Origin of the sequence: Archangium sp. (assembly GCF_036389735.1) — a bacterium.
Taxonomy (GTDB): domain Bacteria; phylum Myxococcota; class Myxococcia; order Myxococcales; family Myxococcaceae; genus Archangium.
In genome coordinates, this window is the sequence record NZ_DASVWK010000394.1 from 1 (window position 1) to 18,046 (window position 18,046).

Sequence of the window (18,046 nt, forward strand, 5' to 3'; positions counted from 1 at the left end):
CCTCGGCCAGCCTCCCGGCCAACGCGCTGGAGCTGGCCTTCTCCCGGCCGACGTCGGTCGACTCGGCGGTGCTGGAGTTGGATGTTCCCGCCTCCGAGGTGCTTCCGGCCGTCTTCGATGGTCAGACGTGGCGGGAGCTGGGCGCGACGAACCTTCCGTCCGGGCGTAACGCGCTGGCCCTGGAGGGGCGTACGGGCCAGGGGGTGCGCCTGTCCTTCGGGGCGGGACGGCGTCCGGATGTGCCGGTGGCGAGCGTGTCCGAGCTGGTTGTCACCGGCAGTGGCATCGGCTCCCGCGTGGGCACCTCCCGGCTGGTCATCACCTATCCGCTCCTGCGGGCGCGAGGCGAGGAGTTGCTCGGCGAGCACTTCGGGGACAAGGCCTACCTGTCCGGCTGGGCCGAGTCCCCGGCGGGTCGCGGCGTGGTGGAGGTGGAGGGCGCTCCGGTAGACGACGGTACTGGCGCCTTTGGCGTGGAGCTGTCCCGTCCGGAGGGCGCCAGGGAGTGGCGCATCACCGTCAAGGCCCGCTTCCCGGACGGCAGTGAGGTTCGGCGGCTGATCACCTTCGACGGGGACGGGCTGGAGGAGCTGGCGGCCGATTCTCCCGGCACCATCGGGGGCCCAGGCTCGGAGCAGGCGCTCTTCGGCGACGAGGAGCAGACCGCCTGGGGCAGGGTGGACAAGGAGCAGGGTGGGAAGGTGGGGCTCGGCTCGCGCGTCTCGTTCGAGGCGCCTCCGGGGGCCGTGGACGGTGCGCTGTCGGTGGGCATCACCCGCAAGGTGCCCGAGGCCCTGCCTCCGTTGGATCCCGGCATGGTGAACGTCACCGCCCCGGTGAACGCGGGCTACCGCTTCTCTCCGCCGGGTCAGCGGTTCCACAAGCCCGTCACGATTCGGCTGCCGTACGACCCCTCCCTGTTGCCGGAGGGCACGCCTCCCGAGCAGGTGCAGACCTTCTATTACGACCGGGGCGAGGGGCAGTGGAAGCCGCTGACGCGCAAGGAGGTGCTGCGCTCCTCGCAGCAGGTGGTCAGTGAGACGACCCACTTCACCTTCATGATCAACGCGGTGTTGGTCCTGCCGGATCACCCCGGCCCCGTCGCGTTCGATCCCAACTCCATCAAGGATCTCAAGGCCGCCGATCCCAGCGCGAACATGGATCTGATGGAGCCACCCGAGGGCAACTCCCTGGGGACGGCGCGGGTGGGACTGGCGCTGGATCTGCCGGGAGCCCGTGGCGCATACGCTCCAGCGCTCCAGCTCGCCTATGACTCGAGCGGGGGCAACGGCTGGATGGGCGTGGGCTGGGATGTGTCGGTCTCCAGCGTCCAGGTGGACACGCGCTACGGCGCGCCCTTCTACGACGGCTCCGAGCGGTTCCTGCTCGATGGCGAGCAACTGGTCCCCGTGGGGGAGGGACCGTGCGTGAGCGGAAGCACGGGCAAGCGCTTCGCGGCGCGGGTGGAGAGGCAGTTCCGGCGCATCGTCCGCTGCGGCGAGGGCTCGGCGACGGACCACTTCGAGGTGTCCGAGCAGGATGGCGTTCTGCTCCTCTATGGCGTCACGTCGGGCGCTCGCCTGGCGAGCCCGGAGGATGACCAGGACATCGGGCAATGGATGCTGGAGCGCGTGGTGGATGCCCACGGCAACCTCGCCCTCTACCGCTACACGGCCGACCAGCGGAAGCAGCCGGGGACGCGCTTCGATCAGGGCAACCACGAGGACTTCCGGCAGCTCTACCCACGGGAAATCCTCTACTCGGGCAAGGTGTCCCGTGCGGAGGCCGTCCTGGACGCGGACGCCTTCCTGCGTGCCGCCGAGCTGGGTCCCTACCTCGTCCAGTTCGAGCTGGAGCGGGATGGCGCCGCGCCGCGTGAGCGCCCCGACATCCAGATCAACGGGCGAATGGGCTTCAAGGCCGTCACCCGCTACCGGCTGGGTGGGGTGAAGGTGCGACTCAACACCTCGCAAGAGGACACCGTCATCCGCGAGTACCGCTTCACCTACGAGCAGGGAGACTTCGGCAAGTCCCGGTTGAAGCGGGTGGAGCAGTTCGGCGTGGGCGGAGTGGCGAGCGGGACGCGCTTCCACTCGCACGCGCTGGAGTACCAGAACGTCGATGACCACGGGTTGAGCGCCTTCCCACGGGTGGTGGCCTGGCCCTTCGAGCAGGCGGATGACGATGCGATGACCGCCTCCTCGGAGTGGGCGCTGGGCGCGCACGCCTACGCGGGCATTGGCTTCACCTTCAACAAGCAGAACGGCTCGGTGGGCGCGCGCGTGGGCTTCAACCACCGGGAGAGCACCACCCACGCCTCCCTGCTGGACCTCAACGGAGACGGGCTGGTGGACCGCCTCAGCAAGAGCGGCAGCCGGCTGCGGGTCCAGCTCAACGATGGCCGGGAGCAGCGGATGAGCCCCAAGGCTCCCTGGGGTGATCCGCATCTGGGCCAGGTGGTGTCTCCGTTCGCGGCGGGAGGCGTGTCCCTCGGCGGCGAGACCGGGGACTCCATCAATGCCGCCCTGCAGGGCACCTTCGCCAACTTCTCGGCCAACGTGGGCCTGACCCGGAGCTGGAGCACCTCGTCCGAGTTCATGCAGGACGCGGACGGGGACGGGCTGGTGGACTACGTGGGCCCCAACGGCATCCTCTTCAACCAGGTGCGTGGCACCAGTGCCTGTGCGGCCTCCACCTTCTGCTTCACGCCGAGCAAGCCCGTCAGCGGCACCCTGGACTTCGGCAATCTGGCCGGTGCGCAGGACGTCTTCTCCCAGGATCCCTCGGTCACCGAGGCCCAGGAGGAGGTGGCGCGAGACTTCAGCCCCACGGATGCGTTGGTGGAGTGGACCGCCCCCTTCACCGGGACGGTGGACATTTCCGGCCCGCTTCAGTGGATGCCCGAGCGCACGCCGTCTGGTGACGGGGTGCGGCTGCGCATCTACCGCGACAGCGAGCTGCTGGCCGAGTATGCCCGGGGGGCGAGCGAGACCGCGCCCACCCTCGTCTCCCGCACGGGAGTGACGGTGCGGGCGCGCCAGCGCCTCTATTTCGTGCTCAGCACGCTGCGGAACTTCGCGGTGCGGACCACGCAGACGCCGCCGGTTCCCCTGGAGGAGGTCCGCTTCGCTCCCGTGGTGAAGTACACCGCGTGCAACGGCTGCGGTGGCATTGGAGCCGGGGACGAGCTCCTGGAGGAGCCCACCGGGGCGTCCGTCTTCACCTTCGACGCCGACAAGGACTTCAAGCTGGCCGGCGAGCCGATCGTGGCCGTCCAGGTGCCCCACACCGGAACGCTACGGCTGACGGGCAGCTACTCCAGCGCGGGTGCCGCGGATGACGTGCGGCTGTGCGTGCAGCGCTTCCTGCTGGGCAAGGTGGTGCCGCGCCCGTGCTCCGACACGGACCTCCTCTTCCGGAACTGGCCCGGCGGGGCGGGCAACGAGACCTTCTCTTTCCTCGCGGGCGTGACGGGCGGCGAGTCGCTCGTCTTCCGGATGGAGACGGATCTGCCGGTGGATCCGGACTCGGTGCGTTGGCTGATGGAAGGGGAGCTGACGGAGGTGTGCGGCCAGAACGGCACGTGCGCTCCGCCCAAGCCCGAGGAGCGCGAGCGCCTGCGCTTCGTGGCCGACACCTACCTGCCGCTGCACGAGTCGCTGACGGAGCAACCGCTGCGGCCGTTCATCGTGCCTCGTGACGGCACCCTGCACGTGCGCAGCACCGGCTTCAGTGAGGCGTCCAACGCGTTCTTCACCGTGCGCAAGCGCGACGCGCTGCTCCTCAAGCATCGCGCCGGGGAAAGCGGCACCACCTCCTTCCGCGTCCACCAGGGCGAGCAGGTCCTCTTCCAGGTTCACGCCGAGGTGGGGCCGGCCCTCTCGAACTGGAGCCTCGACGTGGAGCTGGAGGTGCCCGGGGAAGATGGCGGCATCCTCCGCCTGCCGATGTCCGTGCCGCGCCACTTCACCTACGAGCGCCCCTTGTTCGGCGAGGTGAAGAAGTCGCCCTTCGGCGGCGGCTTCCACGGCTGGCGCTATGGCCTGTGGGGGGGAAGGCATGCCCGGGCGGGCCAGCCGGATGAGCCTTTCGACTCGGCGCTCTTCTACTCCGACGCCGGGCTCGACCTGGGTGGGGGTGATGATCGCGACCAGTTCCGCGAGGGCAAGAAGCAGCTCCGCGACGAGGAGAGCGAGACCGCCCGCCGCTCCCGCCTCTACGCGCCACTGGTACCACGGCGCAGGGGGACCCAGGTGCTCGAGTCCGTACCCGGCCTCAAGCCCGAGCCGGCCTACGTCAGCCAGGAGGGGTCGGCCTTCATCGGCAAGGGAACGATGCACGGCGGGCACAAGGGCGCGGTGGCCAACGGGCCCGGCCACGCCCGGACCGTGGATGGCGCCTTCCGCATCGGCAAGACGTCCCGCGCGAGCACCTCCACCAGCTTCGCCGCGGGCATCGGGGCCTCGCTGGGCATCGCCAATGCGTCGCTCAACCTCAGCACGGGTCGCACGTCGCAGCGCACGGACGTGCGGGACATGAATGGCGACGGCATCATCGACATCGTCATCAACGGCCAGTCCAGCGGCAATGGCGTGCGCCTGACGCACCTGCGGCAGCGCAACCTGCGGCGGCTCGTGGAGGCGCCTGGCGCGCACTTGAGCGAGAGCTCGGACTTGACCGCCTCGCTGGGCATGGGCGTGTCCTCCCCGGTGCCTCAGCTCAGCGCCGGGGGCCGGTTGAAGAGCATGCAGGGCATGTTCCCCTCCGGCTTTTCGGTGGGCGTGGGCGTGGCCGCCACCCTGTCCGCGACCGAGCTGGACCTGGTGGACGTCAACGGTGACGGACTGCCAGACCAGGTGCGCCGTGAGGGCGGTGTCTTCAAGGTGCGGTTCAACCTGGGCTCGCGCTTCGCCTCCCAGGAGGACGACATCCCAGTGAGCTCCTGGCTGGTGGATGGCGACTACGATCCCCTCGTGGCGAAGCTGGGCGTCGAGTCTCCTCCTGGCGCGGACGAGGACGAGCAGAAGGGCCGTGGCGATGCCCTGTCCGTGCTGGGCTCCCTCGGCAAGCCCGACGTGGTGCGCCGAGGCACGGCGGTGACGCTCGATGGCAACCTGGGCCTGACGATCGCCGAGGACTACGGCGTCACCGCCAACTGGGCCTCCAGCCTGAACGGCACGCAGGTGGTGCTCTCGGACATCACGGGTGACGGGCTGCCGGACTACGTGCGCAAGGAGTCGGGCGAGAAGGCCTTCCGGGTGATGGTGAACCTCGGCTACGGCTTCTCCGGCGAGCAGGAGTGGTACGTCCCCGATTGGCCCACCCAGGTCACCCGGCCCCGCTTCAAAGTCAACCCGCTGCTGGACGGCACGATCATCCCGTTGCTGGGGCTCGAGGACGGCATCGACACGGTGGAGGCCTCGGGCTCGCACAGCCGTGCGCCCAGCGTGGGCTTCGTCGTCACCGTCCCCATCCCCCTGGGCCCCGGGACGCCCTGGCTGCACCTGTCGGGCGGCGCGGACCTCACGGTGGAGCGCGTCTCCGGCTTCGAGCTGGGGCTGATGGACGTCAACGGCGACGGGCTCGCCGACCATGTGCTGAAGACGGAGGAGCAGGTCCCCGTCCTGGGCTCCGGGTCCGATGACAGCCGTCCCAACCGCGGTACCCTCTATGCGCGGCTCAACAGCTACGCGGGCGCCAACCTGCTCAAGAAGGTCCACCGCCCGCTCGGCGGCAGCTTCACGCTCACCTACGAGCGCCGGGGCAACACGGTGGACATGCCGGAGAGCCGCTTCGTCCTCACCGGGGTGCGGGAGGAGGACGGCCTCGGTGGCTCCTCGACGGGCCATACCCTGCTCACGAAGTATGAGTACGAGGATGGGAAATACGACCGCGCCGAGCGCGACTTCTACGGCTTCGCCCGGGTGACGCGCACGAACCCGGACGACAGCCGCGTCATCCAGACCTTCGCCAACGACCGCTACACCCACAAGGGGCTGCTGCTGCGCGAGGAGACGCGCGACCAGGAGAACCGGCTCTTCCTCGCCACGCTGAACACCTTCGACGCACCGGTGCCGCTCTCCCCGCCGCGCACGGAGTGCATGGCCTACACGCCCTTCTTCCTGTCCCAGGCCGACTACTGCGCGTCTGTCTTCGTGCCAATGCGGCGCGTGGAGCACCGCTTCTACGAGGGACAGACGACGGAGGTGGGACTGCCGCGGATGGCCTCCGCCCAGACGATGCACTACGACCTGGCCACCGGCAACGTGACGCTCTTCGAGGACCTGGGGGACCTCGCGGACCCCACGGATGATCTGCACGCGCGCGTGACCTACGCGGCGGCTCCGGCGCTTACCTCGCTGCACCACCAGAAGCTGGTGGAGAAGCTGGAAGTCCACGCTGGGACGAGCGGTGCGCCAGGGGCGTTGCTGCGGCTGCGCGAGGGCTTCTACGACGAACGGGGCGACCTGCGGCGCCAGCTCGCTCACATCGAGCAGGGGCGCGTGGCCGAGCACCTGCTCACCTGGAACGCGGATGGGTTGCTCGAGTCGATGACGAGCCCACCCAACGCGCGGGGCCAGCGCTACAAGGTGACGTACGTCTACGAGCCGGTGACCCGCTCCATGGCACGGACCATCACCGACTCCTTCGGCTATGCCTCGCGCGTCGAGTACGACCTGCGCTTCCAGGAAGTCCGCCGCACCACGGACATCGCGGGCAACGTCACCGAGCGGACCTTCGACGACTTTGGCCGGCTGTCGTCCGTCTGGGGCCCGTACGAGGTGGGCGGCTCCGTGCCCACCCTCGAGGTGGCCTATGACACCGCGGCCCGTCCGGCCTGGGCGCTCACCCGCAACCTCCTGGAGGAGCAGGGCGGTGACGGGCGTCTGGACACGGTCGTCTTCGTGGACGGCCTCAAGCGCATCATCCAGACGAAGAAGGACGCCCAGGTGGAGGGTGGCACCATCGGTATGAGCGTCACCGGCCACCTGACGTTCGATGCCATGGGTCGGGTGGAGCAGAAGGGGCAGACCACGTTCGACACGGGGTCGAAGACGGCCTACGTGCGTGGCAGCCCGGTGCGCCCCACCACGGACACCCATGACCTGCTCGGGCGCGTGGTGCGCACCGTGGGGGCGGACGGCTCGCTCACCTCCATGGCCTACGACTTCGGCTCCCCCGTGGGCTCGCCGCTCAAGCAACTGCGCGCCACCGTCACCGATGCGATGAACAACGTGCGCGTGCTGTACCGGGACGTATCGGACCGGGTGACGGCGGTGGAGGAGCGCATCGAGGGCCGCCGGCCCACCACCCGCTACGAGACGGACACCCTGGGCCAGCTCGTGCGCCTGGTGGACGCGGTGGGCAACACTTCCGTCTATACCTATGACCTGCTCGGCCGGCGCACCTCGCTGCGCACCCCCGACACGGGCCTCACCGAGCTGCACTACGACGACGCGAACAACCTGGTGGAGCGGGTGGACCCCAACCTGCGGGCCGCCGGGCTTTCCATCCGGTACGAGCACGACTTCCACCGGCTGGTACGGGTGGACAACCCGCTCTCGGACGACGTCACCTACGAGTATGGGCCGCCGGGGCCCTCGCCGGAGCACACGGCCGGCCGCGTCACCCACGTGGTGGACGAGGTAGGCACCGAGACGCGTGGCTACGGGCGACTCGGTGAGGTGACGCGCACCACGCGGACCGTGCGGGCCTTCCGCCCGGGAGATAGGCCGCGCACCTTCGAGACGCGCTTCACCTTCGACTCCTTCGGGCGGATGCTCCGCGTCCGCTACCCGGACGCGGAGGAGGTCCGCTACACGTACGACGCGGGAGGCCTGCTCGCGGGTGCCACCGGGTATCGGCCCGGCAGCCGTCACGCACCGGCCGAGGTCCAGGTGTACCTGCGCTCGCTGGAGTACGACCACTTCGGTCAGCGCACCTCGATGGTGTTGGGCAACGGGGTGAAGACGTCCTACTCCTACGAGCCCGAGACGCGCCGCCTGTCCACGCTCTCCACCCGGACGCCCCGCGGCCGCACCCTCCAGGCGCTCAGCTACCAATACGACCGCGTCGGCAACGTGAAGGGGATGGTGAATGCCCTGGGCCAGCCCGTGGGCCGGCGCTCGGGCGCGGTGTCGTACCAGTTCGGGTACGACGACCTCTACCGGCTCACCTCGGCCCGGGGAGTGGCGCTGGCGCGTCCGGGGCTCGTGGATCGGTTCGAGTCGAGCTTCGCGTACTCGGACATCCACGACATGATGCGCCACACCCAGGTGCACGAGCTGGTCAGCAGCCGCTCCGGGGCGTCGAACGCGGCGCGTCCGGAGAACAGCAACCACGATGACGTGTACACCTACGGTGGCACGGGCCCGCACCAGGCCACGCGCATCGGGGACACGCTCCTCACCTACGACGCCAACGGCAACACGCTGATCGAGTGCCGCACGGTGGATGGCTCGGTGTGCGCGGGCACGGGGGAGGGGTCTCCCGGCGCACCGGAGACGCACAACCATCACCGGCGCTACGTGTGGACGGAGTCCAACACGCTGCGCGCCGTGGTGGACGGGGGCGGCAACAACGCCACGCGCTTCTATTACGACGCGGAAGGCGAGCGCGTGGTGAAGCTGGGGCGCGGGGGGACGAGCCTCAGCCTGGGGCAGTTCTTCTCGATGAAGGGCAAGCGCCACGGCACCAAGCACATCTTCGCGGGCCCCACGCGCCTGGCGTCCAAGTTGCTGCCGGTGCCGGACGGCGACATCGGCATGGAGGTGGCCGGCGGCACCGTGCTGACGAGTGGTGCCGTGTCGATGGCCCCGACCAACGACAACGGCTGCGATCCGAGCAACTACCAGCCACAGAAGTGCCCGGTGGTGGTGCCGGATCCGACGCCGGGTACGGGCTCGGAGCCCGAGGTGCGACCGGCCACGTACTACTACCACCCGGATCACCTGGGCTCGACGAGCTGGGTGACGGACCAGGCGGGCCGCGTGCATGAGCACGTGGAGTACTTCCCGTTCGGCGAGGTATGGCGCGACCAGCGGCACGATGACGATGGGGCCCCGGTGCGCGCGCCGCAGTACCTGTTCTCCGCGAAGGAGTTCGACGAGGAGACGAAGCTCGTCTACTTCGGGGCGCGTTACTACGACCCGCGCCGGGCGCGCTGGGTGTCAGCGGATCCGTTCCGTGAGGAGTGGGGAGAGCAGCCCGCGGCCATCCTGATGTCGCTGTATGCCTATGGGAACCACTCGCCCCTGGGCTGGCGTGATCCCACGGGCAAGGTGCCCGAGTGGCTGCACGCCGCGCTGGACGTGGCGGGCATGGTGCCGGTGATCGGAGAGATCGCCGACGGCGCCAACGCGCTCATCTACCTGTCCGAGGGCCGCTATGTGGAAGCGGGCATCTCCGCGATGGGGATGATCCCGGTGGTCGGCGAGGCGGGCAAGGCGGGCAAGTGGGTCGCCAAGGGGGTGAAGGCGGGAGCGGAGACGGCGGTCCAGAAGTACGCGGCGAAGGAAATTCGCGGCGGAGTGGCCCAGCAGGGACAGAAGAAGTTCGTCAAGGAGTGCGCTGGCGCCAACTGCGGCATTCCCGGCAAGTCTTGCTTCATCGCTGGGACGCTCGTGACGACACGGGACGGACCCAGACCGATCGAAGAGGTTAGGGAAGGCGAGGAGGTGCTCTCACGGGATCCGTCGACAGGCCAGCTCGATTGGCGGCCCGTGGTGCGCACGTTCGTGACGCCGGGGGCCTTGGTGCTCGAGGTGACACTCGTGGCCGAGGATGGCACTCGCGAGACGCTAGGCGTCACTCGGGAGCACCCGTTCTGGGTGGAAGGGGAGGGATGGACGGAGGCGAAGGATCTCACCTTGGGCAGCCGCATCCTCAACGCCGGGGATACGTGGCTGACTACCGAGAGCGTGACCGAGATGGGGTCGCGGACCACCGTCTACAACTTCGAGGTCGCGGACTTCCACACCTACTTCGTGGGCACGCAGAACGCTTGGGTGCACAACGCTGGCTATGGTCCGCAATTCGATTCAAAGCGATCGGGCCACATCTTCCGAGATGATCCAGGACATGTGAATCCCAAGGATCCACAGAAAGTGCAGGAATACATTCAACTTTTCCAGAACGTCGCGGGTAACAAGGCCAACCTCCGCACCGATGCCGTCCAAGCGGGCATCATCACCAAGGATGCCGCCAAGCAAGGAGTGGAGGCGTTTACGCAGACCCTCAAGGATGGAAAACAGGTCTGGGTAACAATAAGGAATGGTGTCATCCAGAACGCGGGCATCAATCCCACTGGAGCTCTACGATGAGTTTTGAGGAAGCCTTGGCTTCGGACCGGCGTCGCGACTTCGCGAGCGCGATCCAACTCTATGAGGAATCGCTCGTTCACTCCGGTGCAAGCGTCGAGGCCCACCTCAACTTGCTGGTCCTATGCTGGCAACTCACAGATTACGGCTATTGGACAACAATGAAAGTGCCTCGACACATCTACGACAAGGCTTCCAACCTGTTGCCCGAACTCCGCGAGCGGACCAAGGCTCACTTTCCTGAGAATGCCGAAGTAGCCTTTTGGGACAAGTACATCCAGTGGACGGACTTGGGCGATCCGCTGGAGGAAGAAGAGTGCGAGGCACTGTTGCGAGAGCCATCAAGCCGTGGCGTGCCGGTCATGCATCTCTTTGCTATCTCGGGTGGCGGTCGGTACCGCCAAGAGGCGTTGGAGTTGCAGGCCCGCTGCCAGCTAGAAGGCACTGTCAGGGCTGCGTACATCGCTTCGGTCATCCGTGGAGTAGAAGGACGGCATGGGACCTGATTCTAGATGACGCAACCCTGAGATTGCCTCGTGAGTACGAGAACTCGAACCAATCCTGTGAAGGAGTCTCTGGCCAGGGTGCTCCGCGAGTCTGGCTTCATCAAGAGCGCCAACCGGATGAGGTATGACATGAGTGTGAGATGGATGAAGTGTGCCCTGGCCGCTGGGAGTTGGAGCCTCGGGTTGTGGCTAGCCGCTTGCGGAGGGTCCGAGCCCACCGGCGCGGGTGGAAATCCGGGCGGACAGTCGGGAGGGGAGGGCAGCGTGGCGGTCTCCGTCGATGGGCTCGCGCGGGGAGAGGTCCGCACCGAGTCCGGCGACTTCACCTGCGCTACCGGCCTGTGCTTCGCCAAGGGCCAGAACGGCTCGACCGTCACCCTCACCGCCGTTCCCGCCCCTGGCGCCGTCTTCACCGGCTGGAGCGGTGACTGCTCGGGCACGGGCACCTGCCGCATCGATCTCCGTTCCTCCAACCACAAGGTAAGTGCCTCCTTCGGCCTCCCCGGCGCCTGGTCGCGGGCCATCGGCTCGACGAGCGCCGACGCCGTCAAGGCCGTGGTGCGCGACTCCTCCGGCAACTCCACCGTGGTCGGAGTGCTCGGCGCCGAGGCCAGTCTCGAAGGTCAGGCGCTGGCTCCCGGCCTGTTCATCACCCAGTTTGGCTCCACGGGCAGCCCTCGCTGGTCCCGGGCCCTGCCCCTCGCGGGCTCCTCCCGCGTGGGGCTCGCCGTCACGGACAGTGGCGGCCTCCTGGTGGCGGGCAGCTTCTCGGGCACCGTGCAGGTGGGCGGGCAGAGCCTCTCCAGTGCCGGCGACTCGGACATCGCCCTGCTGCGCCTGGACTCCAACGGCCAGCCTCTCTGGGCGAAGCGTTTTGGTGGCACCGGCAAGGACGAGGCGCGCGCGCTCGCGGTCGACCCCGAGGGACACATCCACCTGGCGGGCAACACCGAGGGGCTTCAGTTCGAGGGCGCCTCGGCTCCTCTCTTCCCGCCGGGGTTCATCGCCGAGCTCTCCTCCAGTGGTGGCTACCTCGCCGCCCAGACGTTCGAGGGGGTCAACGCCTTCGCCTTCGACAGCCAGGGCCGCACGTTCGTCACCGGGTGGCGTGATCAGGCCTCCGACACCCTCATCGTCGACTGTTTCGACACGGCGGGCTCGCTCCTCTGGTCCCATGCCTCCAAGTCCCCCAGTGCCGGCCTCGCCGAGGGCATGGCCTTGAGCGTGCTCGCGGATGGCTCGCTGCTCGTCGCCGGCCACTTCAGCGGCTACCTCGCCGACGTGAAGGAGGGCCCCAGCGCGGGCAACGACATGTTCCTCCTGCGCTTCTCCTCGGCGGGCTCGCTGATCGGCAAGAAGCTGCTCGGCGGCCCGGGCTGGGACAGTGTGGCCGGCATGGCCGTGGACCGTGATGGCAACGTGCTCCTCTCCGGGTACACCCGGGCCACTTCGCTCGACCTCGGCGGCGGGGAGCTGGTGCTGCGCAATGACCGGGGGCAGCAGGCGTTTCTCGCTCGCCTCAAACCGGACGGGACGCACCTGGCCACCTCGGCCTTTGGAGGGACGGGCCAGGACCTGGCGGTGGCCCTCTCCGGGGGTTCACAGGGCGTGTCGGTCGTGGGCCTCTTCGAGGCGGCCACCCACTTCGGTGACGCCGAGCGCACGAGCCTCGGGGCACAGGACGTCTTCCTGCTCTCGCTGCCTTGAGCGGAGAGCCACCTGGGAGGCAAGCGGGCCCACTGGTGAAGCGGTGTGCCTGGATGCGAGGATGGAGCGATGAAGCGTGGGTTGCTGTGGGGTGCTGGCCTGGGGCTGCTCATCCTGGGAGGAGGCGCGGGTTATGCCGTGGGCCTGCACGCGGGTGCTTCCGCCGGGAGCGAGGGCGCGGCCGAGGCTGCTGGCCCCGTCGTGGCGGCGTTCGCGGGCGGGGAATTGTCCGCGGAGACCGTCCGTGCCCGCATCCATGACGAGGGGCCTCTGCTGGCCGACAGGTACGCGACGAAGGAGGGGCTCCGGGAGCTCGTGCAGGGCATGGTGCGCGAGCGCATCCTCCTCGCCGAGGCTCGTGGGAAGAAGCACCACCTCCGCCCCGCCGTGGTGCGGCAGTGTGACGCCGCCCTGCTCGAGTCCTTCCTGGAAGCGGAGTTCGAGGAGCCGGAGCGCCAGCGCCCCATCTCCGAGGCGGAGCTGAAGACCTACTTCGCCGCGCAGCAGCAGACGCTCTCGCGACCCGCCCAGGTCCGGCTGGCGCACATCTTCCTGGCGGCCCCGAGCGCGGATGTGTCCCTGCGCGAGCGCCAGCGGCGGGCGGCGTCCTCGCTGCTTTCCGAGGTGAAGGCGGCCATGGCGCGTGAGCCGGAGGCCTTCACGTCCATCGCGCGGCGGCGCTCCGAGGACACCCGTACCCGCGCCCTTGGGGGCGAGCTGCCGTTGATGGCGGAGCCGCAGGTGCAGCAGGTGCTGGGCGTTCAGGTGGCCGGCGCGGTCTTCGGGGAGTCGAAGCCGCGTGGGCTGCTCGAGGGACTCATCGAGACTCCCGAGGGCTTCCACCTCGTGGCCGTGCTGGAGCGCGCGGAGGCGACAAACCCCTCGTTCGAGCAAGTGCGCGAGCTGCTCCAGCCAAGGCTGGCCCGGGAGCGGCGCGACACGAATCACGCGGCCTTCCTCTCGGCGCTGGAGCGACAAGCGCAGGTGCGCATCGACGAGGCCTCGCTCGACTCGCTCCTCGCGAGTCCGGGTGCATCCGCTGGGAAGTGAATCGCGAAAGGGGAGGCCTGCCCCGGTTCCCCAGTCGACCCCACACGGGCTGTCCGCCTTGCGGGCCCCCGAGCCAACGTGGCACGCTCGCGGGTCCGCATGCGATCGCCCGCCAGACGCCCCTCGTCCGACGCCGAGCTGCACGCGCGGTTGTCCGACCGAATCGAAGCCCTGGAGGACCGTGTCCGCCGGCTCGAGTTCCTGGTGCGTGGCGCCGCCGTGTCGGCCGGGCGGACGCGCGCCTCGGGCCAGGTGCGTCGCAAGGCACTCGCACCCCGGGTGAGCAGCCGGCCACGCCCCCGTTGCCCCGGGTGTACGCTGGAGCTTCCCCCGGGCCGTCGGGGCGAGGAGTGTGTCTGGTGCGGGTTCCAGTTCGAAGCCGTCCGGCCCCGGAAGAGGAAGGGATGAGCAGCACCTACCGGTTGACCGGCCGCGTCGAGGCCGGAGAGCTCGCCGAGCTGTACGAGGCCGTCCAGGAGCCCGAGGGCATCCGGGTCGTCATCAAGCTCTTCACCCCGAAGACGTCGGATCCGCGCTACGCCGGTGTGATGGCCGGGACGTATGGCGTGCTCAACCCGCTGCACTCCGACGGCATCGTCCATGTCGTCGACATGGGCTTCGTGAAGGACCGGCTCGCCGTGGTACGCGAGTCCGTGGATGGTCACAGCCTGGGCACCGCGCTTCAGCGGCTCAACACCAAGGAGGTCATCCTTCCTCCGTCCATCGCGCTGTCGATCGTCATCCAACTGCTCGAGGCCGTGGAGCGCGCCCACGCGGTGGGGGTGGTGCACGGCGCCATCACCCCGGGCAACGTGCTGCTGTCTCGCGCCGGCCAGCCCGCCGTGTGCGACTTTGGCGCGCTCCAGGCGCTCATGGCCGTGCCCGAGCTCAAGCGCGCCTTCGTCGGCCGGGGCCGCAGCGCCTACCGTGCCCCCGAGGTGGGCCGCGGCGACATGCCGGACGTGCTCTCGGACATCTACTCCATCGGCGCCATCGCCTACGAACTGCTCACCCTGCGCGAGGCCGTCATCCCCGAGGGCGGGGTCAGCACCCGCCGCGCCGGCCTGCCTCCGCCCAGCCGGTTGGATCGCCGCATCCACGCGCGGTTGGATCCGATCATCCTGCGCGCGCTGGAGCCCATTCCCTCGCGGCGCTTCCGCTCCTGCGGCGAGTTCGCCAGCGCGCTGCGCAACTGCCTCTCCACCAATGGGGGCCTGCCCGGCGGCGAGGAGTCGCGCCGCTTCGTGGCCGAGCTCTTCCCCAACGAGGTGTCCCTGGGGGCGCTCGGCCCGGTGCCATTCTCCGAGCGCTTCGGCCTGACGCCCGTCTCCGGGGTGTCGCTGGCGCAGGTGAGCGCGGATGCGCTGGACAAGTCCGTGGTGGTGCGGCCCTCCTTCAGTCCGGCCCTCAGCGAGGCGGACACCATGGAGGCCCCGCCCGCCTTCGAGGAGTACCGGCCCGAGCCCACGGTGTTTCCCGCGGCCACGCCCGCGCCCGTGCCCGCGCCCGTTCCCGTGTTGGATCGCCGCATCCTGGATTCCACCCACATCCTCACGCAGGGCACGGTGCTGCCACGGGAGGTGCCCGGAGAGGACGAGCAGACCTGGGTGGCGCCTCCGGGGGCCGCGCCCAAGGCGCGCCGGGCGGCCGTGGTGATGGGTGGAGCCGCCGCGAAGGAGGGGACGCGTGTCGGCAAGAACCCCCGCCTGCGCATGGTGGAGGACTTCTCCCGCCCCGAGCCCTCGGCGGTGCCGGAGGGCGATGAGGAGGATCGGATCGATACCGCGAAGCTGGAGCCCGAGCCGAAGCTCGAGCCGACGCTGGTCCGCTCCCGCGTGTCCGAGGGGACGGTGTCCCGGTCGCGCCCCCCGCCGGATCGCTCCTCCTACATCCCCATGCCCCCGCCCACGGCCCCGGACATGCCGGCGGTGGGGGGCAAGCGCCTGTTCACCGAGGAGCGCAACCTCCTGGCGGATGCGCGGCGTCGGCGCCGGATGCTGGTCCTGGTGGGGGTGACCGCGCTGGTGGGGGTGGTGTTCTTCGCGCTCGGGGTGTGGAAGTTCTCGCAGCGGCCCGAGTCCGAGCCGGACCCCAAGGTGTCCGCGGTCAGCGGCGCCGTGGAGCAGTACCTCCAGCAGCCCGTCCAGCCGCCTCCCGCGCCCGTGCCTTCCAAGCCCCGGCCGGCCCCGTCTCAGGAGTCGGAGGGGGCCTCCACCCCCAACGCGGCCGAGGAGTCGCGCAAGCCCGGCCTCGGGTATGTGTCGATCAGCGCCAACCGCCCGGCGCGCGCCTATATCGACGGCGTGCGGGTGAAGCGCAACCTGCCGCTGGTGCGCTACCCGGTGAGGCCGGGGACGCGGGAGATCATCGTGGAGACGCTCGGATTGCCGAGGCAGCGTGAGCTGTTCGAGGTGCGCCTCGAGCGCGGTGAGCACAAGAAGCTGGAGCAGCTCTTCCCCACCGCGAGCCGCTGACGCCATGGACCGGACCCGCATCTTCGTCGTCGAGGATCAGCCGACCCTGCTGCGCAACCTCTTGAAGGTGCTCGGGACGTTTCCCGAGCTGGAGGTGGTGGGCAGTGCGCAGGACGGCGAGGAGGCCGTGGAGGAGTTGGTGCGGGTGCGCCCGCAGCTGGTGCTGCTGGACCTGGAGCTGCCGGGGATCAACGGCATCGAGGTGACGCGGCGGGTGAAGCGCCGGGCGCCGGAGGTGGAGGTGCTCATCCTCACGTCCTTCGAGGACGAGCAGAAGGTGTACGAGGCGATTCAAGCGGGGGCCTCGGGGTACCTGGTGAAGAGGGTAGGGCCGGAGAAGATCCGCTCGGGCATCCGCGAGGTGATGGAGGGCGGCACGGTGCTGGAGCCCATCATCGCGAGACGTTTCTGGAACTACTTCCAATCCATCCAGGCGAAGCCGGCCGAGCCGGACAAGCAGAACCCGTGGGACCTGACGCCGGCCGAGTTCGACGTGCTGCGCTACGTGGCCAAGGGCCTGTCGAACGCGGAGGTGGGGCGGGTGATGACGCTGGAGCGGCGCACGGTGCGCACCCACCTGTCACACATCTACCGGAAGATGGGCGTCAACTCGCACGTGGAGGCGGTGGTGATGGCCCTGCGCGCGGGCATCGTGGACTTGTGAGGAGTTGGCGCTCACGCGCTCCCGTCAGGGGCTGGCCATGCTTCGCATAACGATTGCCCTGGGTTTCATCCTGATTGCCTCGTGCACCACTCGCGAGGCAGGTGCCCCTGATGGTGTGCGCCATCAGGTGGAGCCTCGGGTGGTGAGGACGCGCCACCTGCCCGCGGGAGGACTGAAGCTGTACTTCGAACCAGTGGGGCCCAACCCGGCCTTGGAGGTGCTGCGAGTCGAAGAGGCCCGGGCGATGCTGGCGAGCCTGTACGCGTCCTTGCTACCGCAGGAGCAGTCCCGGCTGCGACTCATCCTGGCCTCGACGGGCACGGGAGCGGAAATGCCGGCGGAGTGGGAGCTGCGCCTGAGGCAGGAGTACCTGTCACGCTTCGGCGAATCCCCGCTGCCCCTGCCCCGGTCGCTGGAGACGAGCCGCCTCTACCTGGCCCTGAAGCTCTCGCCGCGCCACATGGGCGAGGGCGTGCGCGAAGCGGCCCGGGAGCTCTTCTCCTCACCCGTCTTCCTCTCCAGCGTGGCGCTCTCGGTGTTGGTGTACTTCGCGGCATGGCTGGCGCCCGAGCCTCTCTTCACCAAGGCTTTCGTGGTGGCCCTGACGGTGAGGCTGTCCCTGCTGGTGGGAGCCCTGGAACTCAACCACTTCGCGCGGGCATGCCTGCGGCTGTACCAGGAGGCCGAGGCCGCGAGGACGGTGGAGGAGTTGGAGGCAGCCGCGGAGCACTTCGGCAGGGCGATGGGAGGCACGGCGCTGCGAGTGCTGATGCTGGTGGCAAGCATGGGGACGTCCAAGGCCTTGCCCCAGGTGTCCGAGGGAGGGATGAGGGCGCTGCTCAACGCTCCCCGCTATGCGATGGCCGAGGGGCTGTCGCTGGAGGGCGCGACGACAGTGCGGATGGTGGCAGATGGCACCGTCCTCATGACGGGGGTGGCTGCGGGTACGGCTGCTTCCGCGGTAGGCAGCGCCTGCGCCGATGGCTCCGAGAAGAAGGACGGTCACCAGTGGCATCACCTCGCCACGAACAAGAATGAAACCTCCACGGCGTCGGGAGGACCCTGGACTCCCTTGTTCAGGAAGCTCTTCGCGAAGGCGGGCATGGAGCTGGATGCAGCGGAGAACCTCGTCTACCTCGCTGGCCACCAGGGTCCGCACTCCGAGGCGTATCATGAAGCGATCTTCAAGGCGCTCGATGCGGCGATGGAAGGGTGCCCTACCATCGCTCAATGCAAGGGGCGCTTGGTGAAGGAACTCAAGGATCTCGCAGACGAGATCTGCACCCCCGGGTCACGACTCTACCGGTTGGCGACGAAGTTCCAGGA

General features: G+C 69.1%; 7 protein-coding genes. All 7 read left to right on the plus strand.

The window, feature by feature from the left end; translation table 11 throughout:
* Positions 1–68 precede the first annotated feature (68 nt).
* Positions 69–10,322: a SpvB/TcaC N-terminal domain-containing protein gene (locus VF794_RS14015; protein WP_331110586.1), complete on the plus strand. Its 10,254-nt coding sequence runs from the start codon at positions 69–71 to the stop codon at positions 10,320–10,322.
* Complete coding sequence (locus VF794_RS14020) at positions 10,319–10,825, plus strand: hypothetical protein (protein ID WP_331110588.1); 507 nt, start codon at positions 10,319–10,321, stop codon at positions 10,823–10,825. The genes VF794_RS14015 and VF794_RS14020 overlap by 4 nt, the downstream gene beginning before the upstream one ends.
* Before the next feature lie 264 nt (positions 10,826–11,089).
* On the plus strand, positions 11,090–12,532 hold the full coding sequence (locus VF794_RS14025) for an InlB B-repeat-containing protein (RefSeq protein ID WP_331110591.1): 1,443 nt from the start codon (positions 11,090–11,092) through the stop codon (positions 12,530–12,532).
* A 69-nt stretch (positions 12,533–12,601) separates the two neighbouring features.
* Positions 12,602–13,582 (plus strand): peptidylprolyl isomerase, encoded by a 981-nt coding sequence (locus VF794_RS14030; protein WP_331110593.1) that lies wholly within the window; start codon positions 12,602–12,604, stop codon positions 13,580–13,582.
* A 404-nt stretch (positions 13,583–13,986) separates the two neighbouring features.
* The gene (locus VF794_RS14035) at positions 13,987–16,056 is read left to right on the plus strand and encodes a serine/threonine-protein kinase (protein ID WP_331110594.1); all 2,070 of its coding nucleotides are present in this window, start codon (positions 13,987–13,989) and stop codon (positions 16,054–16,056) included.
* A gap of 4 nt (positions 16,057–16,060) precedes the next feature.
* On the plus strand, positions 16,061–16,720 hold the full coding sequence (locus tag VF794_RS14040) for a response regulator transcription factor (protein WP_331110596.1): 660 nt from the start codon (positions 16,061–16,063) through the stop codon (positions 16,718–16,720).
* 37 nt (positions 16,721–16,757) lie between these two features.
* On the plus strand, positions 16,758–18,046 hold a 1,289-nt coding region (locus tag VF794_RS14045), incomplete at its 3' end, for an AHH domain-containing protein (protein ID WP_331110598.1).

Bases quoted from the DNA above. Each gene is read 5' to 3' on its own strand.
- VF794_RS14035 (WP_331110594.1), top strand. From the start codon at position 13,987: ATGAGCAGCACCTACCGGTTGACCGGCCGCGTCGAGGCCGGAGAGCTC.
- VF794_RS14040 (WP_331110596.1), top strand. From the start codon at position 16,061: ATGGACCGGACCCGCATCTTCGTCGTCGAGGATCAGCCGACCCTGCTG.
- VF794_RS14030 (WP_331110593.1), top strand. From the start codon at position 12,602: ATGAAGCGTGGGTTGCTGTGGGGTGCTGGCCTGGGGCTGCTCATCCTG.
- VF794_RS14020 (WP_331110588.1), top strand. From the start codon at position 10,319: ATGAGTTTTGAGGAAGCCTTGGCTTCGGACCGGCGTCGCGACTTCGCG.